This window comes from Nonomuraea indica (assembly GCF_002850745.1).
Taxonomy (GTDB): Bacteria; Actinomycetota; Actinomycetes; order Streptosporangiales; family Streptosporangiaceae; genus Nonomuraea; species Nonomuraea indica.
On the sequence record NZ_KZ559485.1, the window covers coordinates 75,705 to 92,546 of the forward strand.

Annotated in this window: 19 protein-coding genes; 10 read left to right on the forward strand and 9 right to left on the reverse strand. The window is 71.6% G+C overall.

What is annotated here, in order from left to right:
- The first annotated feature begins 131 nt into the window (after window positions 1-131).
- The 5 genes from CXR44_RS33640 to CXR44_RS33660 are packed head-to-tail and all read left to right on the forward strand — an operon-like array spanning window position 132 to window position 4,125.
- Entirely contained in the window at window positions 132-1,496 is a 1,365-nt protein-coding gene (locus tag CXR44_RS33640) for an ATP-binding protein (protein WP_101790184.1), read from the forward strand.
- Window positions 1,493-1,909 carry a roadblock/LC7 domain-containing protein gene (locus CXR44_RS33645; protein ID WP_101790185.1) on the forward strand — a complete coding sequence of 139 codons (417 nt, stop codon included), beginning with the start codon at window positions 1,493-1,495 and terminating at the stop codon, window positions 1,907-1,909. Before CXR44_RS33640 ends, CXR44_RS33645 begins: the two co-directional genes overlap by 4 nt.
- Complete coding sequence (locus CXR44_RS33650) at window positions 1,909-2,265, forward strand: DUF742 domain-containing protein (protein ID WP_101790186.1); 357 nt, start codon at window positions 1,909-1,911, stop codon at window positions 2,263-2,265. The genes CXR44_RS33645 and CXR44_RS33650 overlap by 1 nt, the downstream gene beginning before the upstream one ends.
- A gap of 13 nt (window positions 2,266-2,278) precedes the next feature.
- A complete protein-coding gene (locus CXR44_RS33655; RefSeq protein ID WP_219602162.1) occupies window positions 2,279-2,854 on the forward strand; it encodes a GTP-binding protein in 576 nt (191 codons plus the stop codon).
- Window positions 2,851-4,125 carry a cytochrome P450 gene (locus CXR44_RS33660; protein ID WP_245899743.1) on the forward strand — a complete coding sequence of 425 codons (1,275 nt, stop codon included), beginning with the start codon at window positions 2,851-2,853 and terminating at the stop codon, window positions 4,123-4,125. Before CXR44_RS33655 ends, CXR44_RS33660 begins: the two co-directional genes overlap by 4 nt.
- 69 nt (window positions 4,126-4,194) lie before the next feature.
- On the opposite strand, the gene CXR44_RS33665 is transcribed toward CXR44_RS33660, so the two are convergent.
- From CXR44_RS33665 to CXR44_RS39135, 3 genes are all read right to left on the reverse strand, one after another.
- Complete coding sequence (locus CXR44_RS33665; RefSeq protein ID WP_101790188.1) at window positions 4,195-5,448, reverse strand: hypothetical protein; 1,254 nt, start codon at window positions 5,446-5,448, stop codon at window positions 4,195-4,197.
- Window positions 5,445-6,539: a TOMM precursor leader peptide-binding protein gene (locus CXR44_RS33670; RefSeq protein ID WP_144070183.1), complete on the reverse strand. Its 1,095-nt coding sequence runs from the start codon at window positions 6,537-6,539 to the stop codon at window positions 5,445-5,447. The genes CXR44_RS33665 and CXR44_RS33670 overlap by 4 nt, the downstream gene beginning before the upstream one ends.
- A gap of 75 nt (window positions 6,540-6,614) precedes the next feature.
- Window positions 6,615-6,890 (reverse strand): hypothetical protein, encoded by a 276-nt coding sequence (locus tag CXR44_RS39135; protein WP_144070184.1) that lies wholly within the window; start codon window positions 6,888-6,890, stop codon window positions 6,615-6,617.
- A gap of 87 nt (window positions 6,891-6,977) precedes the next feature.
- Between CXR44_RS39135 and CXR44_RS33675 the strand changes: the two genes are divergently transcribed.
- Complete coding sequence (locus CXR44_RS33675) at window positions 6,978-8,198, forward strand: cytochrome P450 family protein (RefSeq protein WP_180903835.1); 1,221 nt, start codon at window positions 6,978-6,980, stop codon at window positions 8,196-8,198.
- A gap of 116 nt (window positions 8,199-8,314) precedes the next feature.
- On the opposite strand, the gene CXR44_RS33680 is transcribed toward CXR44_RS33675, so the two are convergent.
- Both CXR44_RS33680 and CXR44_RS33685 read right to left on the reverse strand, forming a co-directional pair.
- Window positions 8,315-8,926 carry a class I SAM-dependent methyltransferase gene (locus CXR44_RS33680; protein WP_101790191.1) on the reverse strand — a complete coding sequence of 204 codons (612 nt, stop codon included), beginning with the start codon at window positions 8,924-8,926 and terminating at the stop codon, window positions 8,315-8,317.
- A gap of 50 nt (window positions 8,927-8,976) precedes the next feature.
- Window positions 8,977-10,299: an MFS transporter gene (locus CXR44_RS33685; RefSeq protein WP_101790192.1), complete on the reverse strand. Its 1,323-nt coding sequence runs from the start codon at window positions 10,297-10,299 to the stop codon at window positions 8,977-8,979.
- 22 nt (window positions 10,300-10,321) lie between these two features.
- Between CXR44_RS33685 and CXR44_RS33690 the strand changes: the two genes are divergently transcribed.
- On the forward strand, window positions 10,322-10,960 hold the full coding sequence (locus CXR44_RS33690) for a TetR/AcrR family transcriptional regulator (RefSeq protein WP_101790193.1): 639 nt from the start codon (window positions 10,322-10,324) through the stop codon (window positions 10,958-10,960).
- 219 nt (window positions 10,961-11,179) lie between these two features.
- Here the strand turns inward: CXR44_RS33690 and CXR44_RS33695 are convergent, their stop codons facing one another.
- Entirely contained in the window at window positions 11,180-11,581 is a 402-nt protein-coding gene (locus CXR44_RS33695; protein WP_101790194.1) for a winged helix-turn-helix transcriptional regulator, read from the reverse strand.
- Window positions 11,582-11,662: 81 nt separating this feature from the next.
- On the opposite strand from CXR44_RS33695, the gene CXR44_RS33700 reads away from it, so the two are divergent.
- Entirely contained in the window at window positions 11,663-12,538 is an 876-nt protein-coding gene (locus CXR44_RS33700; RefSeq protein WP_101790195.1) for a Rossmann-fold NAD(P)-binding domain-containing protein, read from the forward strand.
- A 92-nt stretch (window positions 12,539-12,630) separates the two neighbouring features.
- Here the strand turns inward: CXR44_RS33700 and CXR44_RS33705 are convergent, their stop codons facing one another.
- Window positions 12,631-13,263 (reverse strand): TetR/AcrR family transcriptional regulator, encoded by a 633-nt coding sequence (locus tag CXR44_RS33705; protein ID WP_101790196.1) that lies wholly within the window; start codon window positions 13,261-13,263, stop codon window positions 12,631-12,633.
- A 64-nt stretch (window positions 13,264-13,327) separates the two neighbouring features.
- Here CXR44_RS33705 and CXR44_RS33710 point away from each other — a divergent pair, with 64 nt between their 5' ends.
- Complete coding sequence (locus tag CXR44_RS33710; protein ID WP_101790197.1) at window positions 13,328-13,837, forward strand: DUF1453 family protein; 510 nt, start codon at window positions 13,328-13,330, stop codon at window positions 13,835-13,837.
- Window positions 13,838-14,107: 270 nt separating this feature from the next.
- On the opposite strand, the gene CXR44_RS33715 is transcribed toward CXR44_RS33710, so the two are convergent.
- Entirely contained in the window at window positions 14,108-15,088 is a 981-nt protein-coding gene (locus CXR44_RS33715) for a helix-turn-helix transcriptional regulator (RefSeq protein WP_101790198.1), read from the reverse strand.
- Between the two features lie 126 nt (window positions 15,089-15,214).
- Here CXR44_RS33715 and CXR44_RS33720 point away from each other — a divergent pair, with 126 nt between their 5' ends.
- Window positions 15,215-15,955 carry an alpha/beta fold hydrolase gene (locus tag CXR44_RS33720; protein ID WP_101790199.1) on the forward strand — a complete coding sequence of 247 codons (741 nt, stop codon included), beginning with the start codon at window positions 15,215-15,217 and terminating at the stop codon, window positions 15,953-15,955.
- Between the two features lie 100 nt (window positions 15,956-16,055).
- Here the strand turns inward: CXR44_RS33720 and CXR44_RS33725 are convergent.
- The coding region (locus CXR44_RS33725) for a DNA-directed RNA polymerase subunit beta (RefSeq protein WP_483870014.1) at window positions 16,056-16,842 on the reverse strand (787 nt) is incomplete at its 5' end.

Consider the following 16,842-nt stretch of genomic DNA (forward strand, 5'->3'; position numbering starts at 1 on the left):
TGCTGTAAGATCTTTTGTCGCTCGCCCCGCGATCAAGGAGATCGGCCGGAACAGGTCGTCGTCGCGCGTTCGGCCCCGGTCGCGTCGCGTTCGCGACGACTGGGCTCCACTCGCCGACGAGGAGCTCATCGATGTCAGTACAGGTACACACACGCCACCGCGCGGCGCGCCCACCACTGGGCGAATCGCTGGCGGTCCTGGCGGCCACGGTCGTCATCACGGGGGCCGCGTCGCTGACGGCCGTGCTCATCGCGCCCCTCCCGGCTCGGCCCCACCTGGCCTGGACCCTCGCTGTCGCGGCCGTCCTGGTGTGCGGCGCCGTCACGTTCGCGGCCTACGGCGCCCGCCAGATCCGGCAGTTGCGCAGCCGGCTCGCCGCCGGCGACGCGGAGCTCATCCGGCTGGCCACGGAGACGATGCCCGGGACCGTGATGCGCATCCGGGAAGGCGCGTCGGCGGAGACCGTCCTCGCGGCCACTCCCCAGCCGGCGAACACCGCCCAGCAGCACCTGCTGTACGTCTTCGTCAACGAGGTCGCCAGGGAACAGCGGGCACGTGCCGCCACCATGGCCGCGTGCGCCGGCGCCGCGGGGCGGGTGCAGGCACTGGCCACCAGCATGCTGGCCGACCTGCGCGAGATGGAGGACCGCCACGACCGGATCACGCTGGGCGACCTGCTGAAACTGGACCACACGACCGCGCAGGCCGGCCGGCTCGCCGACAGCATCGCCCTGCTGACCGGGGCGAGATCAGGGCGGCGCTGGACCAAGCCGATCGTGATGGAGAGCATCCTGCGTGGGGCGATCGGCAGGATCAGCGCCTACCAGCGGGTGCGGGTGCACTCGGTCAGCACCCTCGCGATCGCGGGGCACGCCGCGGAGGGCGTCATGCACGCCCTCGCCGAGCTGATGGACAACGCCACCAGCTTCTCCCCGCCCACCGAAGAGGTCCACGTGTACGTGGAAGAGGTCAGCACGGGGATCGTGATCACGGTCGAGGACTGCGGCCTGGTGATGAGCCCGGCCGCGCTGGCCCGGGCGGAGCGCGCGGTCTCCGCCGAGCCGCTGGACTTCACGACGCTGTCCGGGTCCCGGCTCGGGCTGGCGGTCGTGGGATGCCTGGCCCGCAAGCACGGCCTGACCGTCTCGTTCCGTCCGTCCTCACGTGGCGGCACCGGCGTGGTGGTCATGATCCCGCAGCAGCTCATCAGCCACAACCCTCCGGCGCCGCGGGTGACGCCATCCCCGCCGCAGGCTTCGCGCGACCAGCAGGCCGCCCCGCAGGCGGGCCCCGCGACGGGCGACGAACTGCACGGGCTGCCGCGACGCCGCCGGGGGCAGACGTTCGCGGCCGCCGCACCCGCATCCACACCGCCGCCACCGGCCGCCGGTCAGGAACGCAGGTCCACGCGGCCGGCTTCCGACACCGCGGCGAAGTTCGCGGCCTTCCATCAGGCGAGCAGGGCACGACAGATTGGTGAGGACGGACCTCGATGAGAAGCTCAGATCAGGAACTCTCGTGGCTGCTGGAGAACCTCCTGCAGCGGACTCCGCAGACCAGGTACGCGTTGGTGCTGTCACGTGACGGCCTGCGCCTCTCCCACACCGCCGGGCTCTCCGTCGACCGCGCCGACCAGCTCGCCGCGATCGCCTCCGGCATCCAGAGCCTGTCGTACGGGGCGTCCGTCGAGTTCGGCGACGGCACGGGGGGCCTGCGTCAGTCCATGACGGAGTTCCACGGTGGGCTGCTGTTCATCGTGGAGGCCGGGGAGGGCGCGCACCTGGCCGTGGTGGCGGGCGAGGACGCCGATCCCGGTGTCATCGGCCACAACATGAACGAACTGGTGGAGCAGATCGGTGAATACCTGACCGCGCCACCCCGCGAACCGCAGCAGAGCAGCCGGCTCTGATGTCGCCGCGCCTGGAGGACGAGGTTCCGGACCGCCTCTACATGGTGACCGGCGGGCGCAGCAGCGTGACGGACGACGCCTTCGACCTGGTCACGCTGATCGTGAGTGAGGGCGATCCCACTCCGGGCATGCAGTCCGAGCATGCCCGCATCCTCCGGCTCTGCAGGAGCCCGATGGCGGTCGTGGAGATCGCGGCGGAGTTGCGGTTGCCGGTCAGCGTGGTCTGCATACTGCTGTGCGACCTGCTGGACACCGGACGCATCACCGCCAGGAACCCGCGTCCGGCCCCTGCCGAGACGCGTCTGCCCGATCCCGACATGCTGAAGCAGGTACTCGTTGGACTCCAGAACCTCTGATCCGGTCGCGCGCATGCCGTTGCGGAGCTCCGCGACCACCGGGCTCAAAATCGTGATCGTCGGCGGATTCGGCGTCGGGAAGACCACCATGGTCAAATCGGTCAGCGAGATCCGCCCGCTGAGCACCGAGGAGACCATGACGCGGGCGGGGATCGGAGTCGACGACGCCCAAGGGGTGGAGGCGAAGTCCACCACCACGGTGGCGTTCGACTTCGGCCGGATCAGCCTGAACGACGAGCTGGTGCTCTACCTGTTCGGCGCGCCGGGCCAGGAGCGGTTCTGGTTCCTGTGGGACCGCCTGTTCTCCGGGACGCTGGGCGCCGTCGTACTGGTGGACACGCGTCGGCTGGCCGACTCGTGGTACGCCATCGACCGGCTCGAACACCACGGCACGCCGTTCGTCGTGGCCCACAACCAGTTCGGCGAGCCCACGCACACGCTCGACCAGATCCGCGACGCGCTCGACCTCTCCGGCGACGTGCCGCTGGTCGCGTGCGACGCGCGCCGACGGGAGTCCAGCAAGGCCGTGCTCATCACGCTCGTCAACCATCTCCATGCTCTGTCCTCCGCCCGGCAGGTGACCTCATGACCGACCCCACGCATTCGCCCGAACCCGTCCACTGGTTCGCCGCCCCTCCGGCCGGGCCCGACCGCAGCGCGTTCGACGGCGCCTTCCCCATGTACGGCAGGGCGTACCACCAAAATCCCGCCCGGGCCTTCGAGGAGATGCGCAAGCAGGGCCCCGTGGTCCCGATCCTGCTCGAGGGCGACGTGCCCGGCTGGCTGGTGCTCGGCTACCGCGAGCTGCGGTACGTGCTCAGCAACCCCAAGCTGTTCGTCCGCGACTCCCGCCACTGGAACCAGTGGCCGAACATCCCGCCCGACTGGCCCCTCAACGCCTACGTCGCCTACCAGCCGTCCATGCTGTTCGAGGTGGGCGCGGCGCACGAGCGCCGGGCGGGCGCGGTCAGCGACGCGCTCGCCGCGGCCGACCAGTTCGAGCTGCGGGCGCGCTGCGAGCGGGTCGCCGGCGGGCTGATCAACACGTTCATCGGCTCCGGCCGGGCCGACCTGATGGCGCAGTACGCCAATCCGATCCCGCTTTTGGTCCTCGCCTCGATGCTGGGCCTGCCGGACCCGGACACCCGCGCGCTGGTCGGCGAGGTGGCGACGACCCTGAACGGCGGGCCGGCCGCGATGGAGGCGTACCAGCGGGTGCAGACCATCATGAGCCGGCTGCTGGAGACGAAACGGCGGTACCCGGGGCCCGACATGCCCTCCCGGCTGCTCGCCCACCCCGCCGGGCTCACCGACGAGGAGCTCACCCAGGACCTGCTCCTGACGCTGACCGCGGCCCATGACCCGACGGCCACCTGGATCGGCAACACGATCCAGCTCATGCTGACGGACGACCGGTTCGCCATGACACTGTCGGGCGGCAGGCGCAGCATCGGTCAGGCGCTGAACGAGGTGCTGTGGAAGGAGGCGCCCGGGCAGATCGCCATCGGACGGTGGCCGGTCATGGACACGCAGCTCAGCGGCCGCCGCATCCGGGCCGGTGACCTCCTCGTCTGCGGCCTGGCCGCCGCGAACCTCGACCCCCAGGTGCGCCCGGACCTCTACGGCGACTCGGTGAGCAACCACGCGCACATGTCGTTCGGGTACGGCGAGCACGGCTGCCCGCATCCCGCGCCCGAACTCGCGGAGGTCATCGCGCACATCGCGGTGGAGATGCTGCTGGACCGGCTGCCCGACGTGGTGCTGGCAGTGCCCCCCGAGTCGCTGGAATGGCGGTCGTCGATCCAGATGCGCAGCCTGGAGTCGCTTCCGGTCGAGTTCACCCCGGGTTATCCGGTGTGATTCATGGGTTCGGCCCGCGGTGAGCTCGTCGCGGCCTCCTCAGACGAACATCCGCACGCGCCGGCCCCGTCATGATCTCGATCGGCGGGACCATGGCCGGCGCGTCCGAACGAACGTCACCAGGAACAGCACCTGTATGCCGCCCTCGACCAGGATGAGCAGCGCGGCGTCAACCGCGGCGAGGGCGGGCCCGCCGTGGAGTCCGTCCCAGACGGCTGTGAGCGCTTGGGCCAGCCCGGTGATGACGATCGGGGCGCCGTAGGCGGCGAAGACCGTCAACGTGATGGAGCTGCCCAACGCGAGGGCGACGGCGTAGATCCTGACGGCGCGCCGCTCGTGCGGGGACAGCTCGCCGGTCGGGTCGGTCACCGGCGAGCCCGGCTTCCTCAACGGAGCGACCGCTCTGGCGAGCAGGTACCGGACGTAGCGGAGCCCGTCGCCGAACAGGTCCTTGCACCGGAGGAGATCCCGGAGCACGAAGTAGAGGTCGGTCCGCATGTAGATCTGGGCCTGGAGAGGCAGGGACAGCAGCGCGGTCAGGATGAAGGCCCGGAGCAACGCCTGGGCCAGGTTGGGCAGCGGCAGGTACGCGACGGCCAGCACCATCGTTGCGATCAGCAGGACGTCGGAGGCCATTCCGGCCAGGTAGACGCGGTACCGGCGCCGCCGGGGGACTCCCCAGATGGCGGTGACGTCGGTCTGCACGACGAGGTAGTGCAGCCGGGTGCCGAACGCGATCCTGGCCGGCGCGCCGAGCGAGCGCGCCGCCAGCAGATGCAGCAGCTCGTGCACGCTCGCGACGACGGAGAAGAACGCTGTGTTGACCAGCACGGAGAGCCCCGTGTACCCGCTCCAGAAAAAGTCCTGGTGCCGGGGCAACAGGCCGGGCTCGAAGACGACGGTCAGCGACGCGGCGACGACGACGACCAACCAGAAGAGCTTCATGGGTCTGGCGAAGAGCCAGCGGACGTGCCGCTCGGTGATGCCCGTGAAGTGGCCGCTCACCGGCGCAGATGCCGGTCCGGGCAGGGGGCGCCCGTCAACCTCGGCCACGAAGGCCAGGTCGGCGAGGGACTGCACGAAGTCGGCCACGTCCAACTCGACGTCGTGCTCGGCGGCGACGGCGGCTTCGACGTCCGCGACCGGACGCCCCTCGCCGAGCAGCCGGATCACCTCTCCGCACACCGCGGGCAGCTCGACGAACTCCCCGAGGTCCGGGCGGCCGACGATGACCGCCTCCGGGTCGTCGTCGTCAGGACGGACGACGAGCGGGTGAAGGCGTACGACGCTGCCGGCGCCGACCTCGGCCGCCGGGGCGCTCACCTAGCCCTCGGCCCACACAGCGGGCAGTCCTCGTCACGCGGGACGTCGATGTAGTACTGGTGGTCCCAGACGGCCAGATTCCAGTGGAAGACCTTCCCGCGAGTCTGCGCCGGCAGGCCGCCGAGCTGGTACAGCACCTCCAGCGCGCACAGGTGGCCGCTGATGTTCGCGCTGGCGGCGACCACCGCGTTCGGCCGTGACTCGGCCAGCAGCCGCCCGACCTCCTTCTCCTTGCGTGCCTCCTCCTGCCGGTCCAGGCAGGCCCAGCAGCCGGTCTCACCGGGCACGAACGAGCCCACCACGACCATCGGCCCGGTGTACAGGCTCATGAACCACGGCGTGCCGGTCCGCAGGGCCGCTTGGTTGGTCCACTCGACGATCTCCGGATGCGGTTCGTCCGCGCAGAGGACGAACAGGTCGCAGCCGGTCATCAGCTCCACGACGTCGTCGGGGCCGGTCACCTTGGTGTCGCTGCCGGTCACCAGGACCGCGCTGTTCATCGCCCGCAGCCGGGCGATCGCCTGGTCCACCTTGGGCTTGCCCAGGTCCGTCTCGGCGTACAGAAGCTGGCGGGTCAGGTTCGACTCTTCGACGCGGTCGTAATCGGCGATCCGCAGGGCGCCGATGCCGCTCGACACCAGCCCCGCCGCCACGGCAGATCCGGTGCCGCCCACGCCGAGCAGGCTCGCCCTCGCGTTCTTGATCTTGGACTGGACCTCGTGCGGTGATGTGCGTGGCGACGTGTCGATCCAGCTGAAGAAGTGGCGCGCCGATTCGTGCCGGGCGAGGTCCCGCTCGGTGAGGTTGTCCGGCACGGGCGATCCCGCGTCCTCGACGAAACCGCTCCCGACCAGGTCGGCGATGACGCCGCGCACACTGTCGTCATCCACGTCGGGATGGGTCCGGACGAAGTCGGTGCAGATCTCGTCAATGGTCCGGGTGCCGTCCATCAGGGCGAGGATCGTGGCGATGCTGCCGTCCTCGTCGTCGGCTATCTCCGAGGCCACCCCGAATTGGGACAGTCCGATGACGATACGATTCCCGGGCAGCACGAACGGCTGGTGGACGCGTTTCACCCTGGGCAGACGCACTCGGCCACCCTCTCCTTCGCACAGTAAAAGCAGAACCGGCCGGGCGACAGCCGACCGGTTCTGCGCGTCCGTGAATCAGCCGCTGGATCCGCCGCGGTTGATGGTGGTCTCGATCTTCTCGAGCTTCCTGATCTTGACTTCGAGCTTCTTCTTCATCGACATCTCCTCGCTCTCGATCTCAAGCCGGGGAGACTCCCCGAGAACGACCGGCGAAGGGCACCCTAACCAACGCGGATCCCGCTCGCCGCTCAACCGTTCAAGATCATTGCAGTCGAGAGGCGCGACGGTCAATGCCCGATCGGCTCGCCGTGCACTGCCGGTCGTCCGCCCGCGGAAGCGGAAGGTAACCATCGCGCTACGATTCCCGACCCGCCTTGGTTGAAGATCGCTATGAAGGTTGGATGGGCTCAGTTGTCACTGCTCCCCCAAAGGCATCACATGGCACCGAACCTCCCCCCATTCCCCGTCGCCGACGAGAACCTTCTCGACACCTGCATCCGGTTACGGGAGATCGCTCCCGTGGTGGAGGTGGAGTTCCCCGGGGGCGTGCCGGCCTACCTGGCACTGACCCACAGGGCCGCACGCGAGATCCTCGCCGGGGACAACAGGACCTTCCTCCGGGATCCCCAGCACTGGCCCGCTCTGCACGACGGATCGATCCCCGACGACTGGCCGCTTCGCGCCATCGTTCAGGGCGGTCACCTGTCGACCACGGACGGTGGCGACCACAGGCGGCTGCGCGGCCTGATCGGCAGGGCGTTCACGCCGGCGCGGGTGCAGGCGTTGGAGCCGCGGATCCAGCAGATCATCGATGGCCTGCTGGACGACGTGGTGGCCGCCGGTGACGGCGTCGACCTGGTTCCCGCCTTCACCGAGGCCCTGCCGATGTGGGTGATCTGCGAGCTGTTCGGTGTGCCCGCCGAGAACCGGCTCCAGTTGCGGAACTGGACCGCCGCGCTGCTGGCGCACACCACTCCGCCCGACGTGGCGTTCACGACGCAGAACGAACTGCAGGCCTTCCTGCACGAGCTGGTGGAGCGCAAGCAGCGCGAGCCGGGCGACGACCTCACCTCCGGCCTGGTTCAGGCCCGCGACGAGGGTGACAGGCTCACCACCGACGAGCTCGTCGGCATCCTGTGGCTCATGCTCGTCGCCGGCCACGAGACCACCGTCCACCTGCTCGGGCACGCCGTCGTGGCACTGGCCCAGAACCCTGACCAGCTCGCGCTGGCGAAGGCCGAGGACCGCTGGGCCGACGTGGTCGAGGAGACCTTGCGATACCGCCACTCGGTCATGATGACCAGCTTCCGCTTCACGGCGGAGGACGTGACCATCGCCGGCGTGCACATTCCCCAGGGCAATGCGGTGGGTGTGGTCTACCAGGCGAGCGGTGTCGATCCGGCGGAGTACGGCCCCAGCGCGGACCGGTTCGACATCACCCGCGAGCGGAACGGAAACCTCGGCTTCGGCCATGGCCCGCGATACTGCATCGGGGCGCCGCTGGCCCGGCTGGAGAGCCGGCTGGCGCTCGCCTCGCTGTACCGGCGGCTGCCGGAGCTCAGCCTCGCGATCGACCCCGACGACATCCCCTACTCCCCGTCGTTCTTCACGATCGGCCCGCTGTCCCTGCCGGTCGACCTCGGTGTCGCCAAGCCCTGACGCGCCCCTGCCGTCTTCGCGCGCGGGGGCGGACCGGCGTGCCTGCGGACGGCCTCGGGCCTGCGGACGGCCTCCGGCACCGCGGCGCAGGGCGTTCGCGTCAGTGACGAGCGCGCTCAGGGCCTGGTCGCGACGGTGGCGATCACCGAGCGGGAGCCGACCTGCGCGAGGCGCGCCTCGGCCTCGACGAAACCCGCCGTGGCGACGAACGCCAGCGCGTCGTCGACGGTGTCCGGGATGGGCACGTCGGGGGCGAGCAGCTCGACGAACGGGCCGGTGGGCCGGAAGTGCGAGGCCACCGGGAGGGTGAAGCCGACCCGGCCCCCGGAACGGAGGGCACGGCGCCAGTCGGACAGCGCTCCGGAGCCGAGGAAGTGCAGCGCCGACGAGCAGAGGACCAGGTCGAGCGAGGCGTCGGGGACGGGCAGGGGCACGGCCGGTGCCACCCGCCAGTCGATCGCGTCGGTGAGGCCGGCCCGTTCGGCCCGGTCACGGCCGACGGCGATCATGCCGGAGGAGATGTCCACGGCCAGGACAGGGGTGGCGACACCCATCCTGGCGAGATCGAGCGCGATGGCGCCGTTGCCGCAGGCGACGTCGGCGACCACGGCGCCCGGGGCGGGTCGGGCCAGATCGAGCAACAGGCGGGCGATCTCGTCGTGATGGTCGTTGTCGTACCCGTCGGCCAACTCGTCGAAGAACCGCGCCATCTGGGGAGAGTTCGTCATGCGTCGATTATCGGGCAGGGAGATCTTCGCTTCGGCCTGTGACGGATGCGTCATGCCGGTTGCTTCCGCGAGAGATTCCCGTAGGCGGCGGCGAAGAGAGCCGCCAGCAGGGCCGCCCCGGCAGCGACGCCGAAGGCCCACCCGGCGCCCCCGTTCGACAGCACCGCCGCCCCCACCGCCCCGGCAACGCTGCTGCCCACGACTCTGACCAGCGCGTTCACGCCGCCTGCCGCCGCGGTCTTGGCGGGCTCCACGTGCTCGACGGCCATCGTCCCGAGCGCTGCGTAGCCGAGGCCGATCCCCAGTCCCAGGACCGTCGCGGCCCCGTACAGGTCCGCGCCCGAGGACCTGGACATCGCGAGCCACAGGGCGGCGGCCGTCACCAGGGCGGAGCCGCCCGCCACGAGCGCGGAGGCGGTGAAGCGGCGCATCAGCGGGCCCGCGAGCACGGACACCACGAGCATCAGCATCGTCGTCGGCAGCAGGTAGACGCCGACCTGCAGCACCGAGGCGCCGAGCGCCCCCTGGGCCACCGCCGACACCGTCGTGATGGCGGCGAACAGGGCGAACCCCAGCAGGAACGAGGCCACGGTCGCCCCCACCGTCCCCCGGTGCAGCAGCATGGGGATCTCGATCAGCGGCGACGCGGTACGGCGGGCGGTCGCCACCCACACCGCCGCCACCGCCACCGCCGCGGTGAACAGGCCCAGCGTCAGCGGCGAGGTCCAGCCCCAGTCCGTGCCCTTGCTGATCGCCAGCAGCAGGCAGGAGAGCCACACCGAGACCAGCGCCGCCCCGGCCAGGTCAGGCCGCCCGGACCCGGGCGCGGGAGCCTCACGCACGACGGCCGCCACCAGCACGAAGCTCAGCGCGGCCAGTCCGGCCAGCACCCAGAACACCGTCCGGTGGTTCCCGTCCAGCAGCCCGGCGAGGATCATGCCACCGCCGCTCCCCACGCCGATGGTGGCGCTGAGCACCCCGATCGCGCCGGGCAGCCGGTGGCCGGGCACCACCTGCCTGACCAGGCCCATGGCCAGCGGGAGCAGCGGCGCGGCCGTGCCCTGCAGCACCCGGCCGACGATGAGCAGGGGAAGCGTGCCCGCCACGGCACTGAGCGCCGACCCGGCGAGGAGCAGTCCGAGCGCCACCAGCGACACCGCGCGGCGGCCGTACATGTCGCCGAGCCGTGCCAGCAGCGGGATCGAGACGGCACCCGACAGCAGCCCCGCGGTCAGCGTCCACGAGACGGTGGTGGGCGAGGCGTGGAGCTGTCGTCCGAGGCCGGGCAGCAGGGGCACGACGACGGTCATCTGAAGGGTTCCCACGGCCACCGCGAAAGCGAGCACCGCGACGACCGATGCATTTTTATACATGTATAGAAACTAGCATGAGGGGATGTCGACGCGTACAGGAAGACCGCCCAGGATCTCCAGGGCGGAGATCGTGGCCGCAGCCCTCCGGGTGATCGAGGAAGAGGGGGTGGGCGTGCTCACCATGCGCAGGCTGGCCAGGGAGGTCGGCAGCACAGCGATGGCGCTCTACCACCACGTGCGCGACAAGGAGGAGCTGCTCCTGCTGCTGCTCGACGACTACGCGGCCGGGCTCCCCCGGCCCGAGCTGCCCGAGGAGCCGCGCGAGCGCGTGGTGGCCGCCGCCATGGCCATGCACGAGGCGGTGTCGGGGTGCCCCTGGGCCGTGGACGTGCTGAGGGCCGACGACCTGATGTCGGTGGGTGCCCTGTGGTATCCGGAGCGGATCGTCGACGCCGCGGTACGCGCGGGGCTGACGATGGAGGAGGCCGTGGACGCGTACCGGATCATCTGGCACTACACGGCGGGCGAGATCGGCGGCCGGGCGGCGGCGCGCAGACGGCGGGAGGAGGGCAGGCCCACCCACCGCGAACGGGTGTTCGCCGAGCTGGACGCCGAGGAGTTCCCCCGGCTGAGCCAGGTGGCCGCGCGATGGGAGGAGCTGACCGTCCGCGACACCTACGGCAAGGGTGTGCGCGCTCTCGTGCACGGGCTTCTCCCGTGAAGACCACCGCCCACCGGACCGCCACCGCGCGGCCCGAACGAGCCCGAGCCGACCACCGACGGGATCATCGTTCTCAACCGGGACCGCATCCCGTGCCGCACGCCGAGGGCATCCCCGGGGAGGACGTCGACGCCCTGGTGAACGGGCTGCGGGAGGCGGACGGGTCTGCGTCGCGTACGACGTGAACCTGTCGCGTCGACGCTCGACCGGCCTGGCGCCTCAGCCTTCGTCGGGATGCTCGGCGTCCCAGCGGGCGCGAGCCTCCTGCATGCCGTCCTTGTGCTCGCGCGACCAGTCGGCCAACTGCCGGACGGCCTCGGCGAGGCTGCGCCCCATCGGCGTCAGGTGGTACTCCACCTGCGGCGGGATCGTCGGGTACGCGGTGCGCTCGGCCAGCCCGTCCCGGCACAGCCGCCGCGTGGTCAGCGTCAGCATCCGCTGGGAGATGCCGGGTATCGCCCGGTGCAGCTCACGGAAGCGCCGCACCCCCTTGGACAGCTCCATCACCACCAGCACCGTCCACTTGTCCCCGATGCGGTCGAGCACCTCCCGGATGCCGCAGTCGTCGTCTCCGCACGGGCCCCCGGCCTGGGGGGTTACCTGTGTGTGCGCGACTGACATGAAAGTGCCTCCTTACGGCGAGCGCTGGACCTCGCCCATGCTGGGTTGGTTTCACCTGGCAGAACCACATTAGGGGGTCTCATGATTGTCGTTACGGGTGCGTCGGGCGCGCTGGGCGGGGCGATCCTGGAAGGATTGCGGGCCGTGGCCGGGACGGAGGTGGCCGGGGCCAGCAGTTCGGGCGACGGCACGACGCTTCGGCACGCCGACTTCGACCGCCCTGAGACCCTGGGCCCGGCGTTCGCGGGGGCGCGGGTGCTGGTGTTCGTGTCGGCGGGGTACGCCGAGGACGACGTCGTGCTGGCCCGGCACGGCGCGGTCGTGCGGGCGGCGGCCGATTCGGGTGTCGAGCATGTGATCTACACCAGCCTGGCCGAGTCGGGAGAGCGGCTCACGATCGCCCTGGCCCACCGGTGGACCGAGGCGCGGCTGGCCGAGGCGCCCTTCGACGTCACGGTGCTGCGCAACGGGCTGTACGCCGAGATCCCCGCCGGGTTGGCACTCGCCGGTGCCGCGGCGGCGGCTGAGACGGGGGTGTTCGCGGCGCCCTTCGGCGAGGGACGGCTGTCGGTGGTGGCCAGGCAGGACCTCGCGGCGGTGGCCGTGCGGGTGGCGGCGGAGGCATGGCGGGACGTCGCCTCCGGCGGGGCGCGGCGGCACGCGGGCCGGACGTACGAACTGGAAGGGCTGGACGCCGTGGGCGGGCACGACCTGGCGGAGGTGTTGTCCGAGGCGCTGGGGCGGGACATCGCCTACCGGCCGGTGCCGCTGGGCGAGGCGCGGGCGGGGCTGGCGGGACTGGAGGCGTACCAGGCGGGCCACTCGATCTCGACCTTCGCCAACATCGGCGCGGGCCTGCTGGAGGCGAGGCGCAGCGACCTGCCCACGTTCCTGGACACGCCACGACCGGCCCGTGACCTGATCACGGCCGCTGTGCGGTCGGGGCTCAAGCGCTGAACTTCGCGCCGCGCGTCCGTCCCGTGCCCGGTGCAGCCGCCCGGCGGGCTCGGTCCGGACCGCCGCCTGCCGGGCGCGTCGCTGCGGACACTTCAGGACGCCGCCGCGGGCGTCAGCGCGGCGAGGTGGGCCCGGAGCACGGCGAGCATGGTGTCGGCGTCCAACCGGCCGGGGTGGAACGCCGATTCCAGGGACAGGCCGTCGAGCAGCGCGCAGAGGCGGCGCGCCTCTACGGCGATGTCGCTGTCCGGGCGTAGCCGCCCGGCCCGGCGCGCGCCTTCCAGGATCCGGGTGGTGAGCACGAGCAGGCCGTCGTACAACTCGTCGGCGTGCGCGCGCAGCTCGGGCCGGGTGCGGGCGGCGGCGGCGAAGGACAGCCAGACGACGACCTCGGTCCGGCGCTCCTCATCCAGCGGGAGCATCTCGGCGAGCATGCGGACGACGGTCTCGCGTTGCTCGTCCGGCGTGAGCGGCGCGGACGGGTCCAGGAGGCGGTCGGCGTGGGCGGTCAGCCGGGCGATCAACCGCGCGGACATCTCCCGCATCGCGAACACCATGAGCTCGGTGTGCCCGGCGAAGTAGTGCCGCACCGAGCCGATGGCCAACCCGGCCTCGGCGGCGACGTTGCGCAGTGAGGTCTGCTCCAGGCCGTGCCGGCAGACCACACGGAACACCGCTTCGGCGACCAGTCTCCGCCGCTCCTCCGGATCCACGATCTTCGGCACCCTTCCTTTATAGCACGGTCATGCTATTTTTATTTAGCATGCTGATGCTATTAACGGAGGTCTCATGAGCGAAGCCCTGATCGCGCTGGTGGTGGTCGCCCTGGTCGTCGCCGTGGTGATCCGGCGGTTCCGGGGAGAGCCGCTGCGTGCCCGCGACCTGTTCGTCACACCCGCCGTGCTCGTCGGCATCGGCGTGTACAGCCTGGTCAAGTCCGTTCCGCCCGGCGGGGCCGACCTGGCCTGGGTGCTGGCCGGCGCCGCGACGGGACTGCTGCTGGGCGCGCTGCGGGGGCTGACCCCGCGCCTGTTCGTCCGCCACGGCCACCTCTGGCAGCGCTACACGGGCTGGACGCTGCTCGCGTGGGTCGTCTCCGTCGCGATCAACGCCGGCCTCGGCGCCATGGCCACGGCGGCGGGCACCCTGGGACAGGCCCGCCCGACGACCCTGTCCATCGGCGTCGGCCTCCTCGGCGAGGCCATGACCCTGGCCCTGCGCGCCCGCGCCACCGGCGCTCCTTTCGCCCCCGAGGAGGAGGACTCCCTGCTCGACCGCCTGACCCGCCGACACCACTGACAGGAGCCGCCCCTCGCGCATCATGACGGCTCCCATCGGCTGAACCGCGGAGTCCGCGAGGCCCCGCGGCCGCCCTCGCGCCTGAACCCCGCTGCGCGCGAACGCCGGCCGGCGGCCACCGGGGAGATCCTGCGCCGCCACGACCGCCAGGGCGACCGCGTCGACGTCACCCGGGCACTCGGGCCGGCCGCTCCGCCGTCCGCACAGGCACCGGATCGCCTTTCGGCCGTGATGCGCGCCGGGAGGTGGTCAGGCGCAGATCACGGCCGGTCAGCCCGCCGGGCCGGGCGTGACGTCGTCCTCGGGCGGGCCCGCCAGAGCGGCGGCGAGACGCGCGGCGAGCGTAGCGACCGCGGCGCGCAGTTCGGGTCCGCCCTCGACGCGGAAGGGGAACGGCACCGCCGGCAGCCACTCCTGCGCGTACATCGCCGGGTTGCTCGTGCTGCCGACGAGCACGCACCCCTCCCCCGCCGGCTCCAGCCGTCCCATGGGCGGCCGGATCCAGGGCGCCACCTCGGGCAGGGGCGCGTCGAACACGACACGCGTGGAGAACTCCCACCCCGTGCCCAGGTTCTTCTCCAGTGCCGCCACCGGGTCGAGGCCGTCGGGCGGCTCGAACGCGCGCGTGCTCCGCCGGACCTGGCGGACGCGGTCGACCCGGTAGGTGCGGACGGCGTCCGCGCGGTGGGAGTGGCACAGGAGGTACCAGCGGCCGTGGCGGACGACGACCGCCCAGGGGTCCACCTCGGCCTCCCACTCGTTGCCGGACTCGCTCCGGTAGCCGATCACCACCCGCCGCCGGTCCGCGACGGCGGCCACGAGCGCGCTCGTGGTGACGGGATCGGGCCGGGTCGACCACGGGTCGGGCGCCGCCGACGCGTGCTCGCGCAGCGCCGCCGCCTGCCGGCCGACGTTCTCGGGAAGGACGCGGATGACCTTGCCGAGGGCGGCGCCGAGGTCGTCGTCCGCCGGCCGGCCGGCGAGCACCGCCATGACCAGGCCGAGCGCCTCGGGCTCCGTGAAGGCCACCGGAGGCAGCCGCGTCCCGCGCCCGAGCCGGTACCCGCCATAGGGGCCGCGGGCCGACTCGACGGGGATTCCCGCCTCGCGCAGGATCCCGACGTAGCGGCGCGCGGCCCGCTCCGTGACGCCCAGACAGGCGGCGAGCTCGCCGGCCGTCACGCCGGGGCGGGCCCGGAGGACCTCCATGGCGCGCAGCGCCCGTGCGGTGGGGCTCAGGTCGGTCGGCACACGAGCACACTAGGAGGTCACGGGGAGAACCGGAAGGAGAACGTCCGGAATCGGTCCTAGCCTGGCGTCCTGACCGACCGGCGCGGCAGGACCTCGCCGGACCGCACCGCAGAAAGAGAGCTGATCGTGGACATCCTGCTCGTCGCCGGGCTGTGGCTCGACGGATCCGTGTGGGACGACGTCGTCTCCGAGCTCGAGACGCTCGGCCACCGCCCCGTGCCGATCACCCTGCCCGGGCAGGGTGACGGATCCGCCTCGGCCACCCTGGACGAGCAGGTGGCGGCCGTGCTCGCCGCGGTGGACTCGGCGTCGGGAAACCCCATGGTGGTCGGGCATTCCGCTGCCTGCACCCTGGCCTGGCTGGCCGCCGACGCACGCCCCGGGCGGGTCGCCAAGGTGGCGCTCGTCGGCGGCTTCCCGTGCGCCGACGGGCAGCCCTACGCCGACTTCTTCGAGGTGAAGGACGGCGTCATGCCGTTCCCCGGCTGGGGTCCGTTCGAGGGGCCGGACTCCGCCGATCTCGATGAGCAGGCCAGGCGGGATTTCGCGTCCGCGGCGATCCCCGTCCCCGCAGGGGTGACGAAGGGTGTGGTACGCCTGACGGACGAGCGGCGGTTCGACGTCCCCGTCCTCGTCGTGTGCCCCGAGTTCAGTCCCGCCCAGGCCCGGGAGTGGATCGCCGCCGGTGACGTGGCCGAGCTGCCCGACGTCAGGCACCTCGACCTCGTGGACATCGACTCGGGCCACTGGCCCATGATCACCAAGCCGGTCGAGCTCGCCCGGATCCTGGCCGCGGCCGCGCCGGAACGCGGCGGTCACGCGGCGGTGGCGGCGTCCCCCTCGTCGCCGGGGAGCGGCGCGAGGTAGCCGCACCACCTCCGTCTCGACCTCGGTGCCGTCGGCCACGATCCCCCGGCCGGCGTCCCGGCCGGGACGGCAGTGTGACGCCGGCCGCGCCCGGCGACCGTCAGACCTCTTCCACGCTGCTCGGCTCACGCCGGGACAGGTCGATACCGAGCTCCTCCGCGGCGCGGAAGACGTCCTCGTCGGTGTCGCGCATCTCGATGGACATGCCGTCGCTGGAGAGCACCTCGACGTTGAGGCACAGCGACTGCATCTCCTTGATGAGGACCTTGAAGGACTCCGGGATGCCCGGCTCGGGAATGTTCTCGCCCTTGACGATGGCCTCGTAGACCTTCACCCGGCCGAGAACGTCGTCGGACTTGATGGTCAGGAGCTCCTGAAGGGCGTAGGCGGCGCCGTAGGCCTCCAGTGCCCACACCTCCATCTCACCGAAGCGCTGGCCACCGAACTGGGCCTTACCGCCGAGCGGCTGCTGGGTGATCATGGAGTACGGGCCGGTCGAACGGGCGTGGATCTTGTCGTCGACCAGGTGGAGCAGCTTGAGGATGTACACGTAGCCGACGGCGATCGGGTAGGGGAACGGCTCACCGCTGCGGCCGTCGAACAGGCGGGCCTTGCCGCTGCGCCGCACCAGCCGATCCCCGTCGCGGTTGGGCAGGGTGCTGTCGAGCAGCCCGACGATCTCCTCCTCGTGGGCGCCGTCGAAGACCGGGGTCGCCATGTTGGTGCGCGGCTCCACCCTGTCGAGGCCCTTCTCGCGCAGCCGCTCGGCCCAGGCCTCCTCGATGCCGGAGATGTCCCAGCCCCTGGCGGCGATCCACCCGAGGTGCATCTCGAGCACCTGGCCGACGTTCATCCGGCCGGGCACGCCGAGGGGGTTGAGGATGATG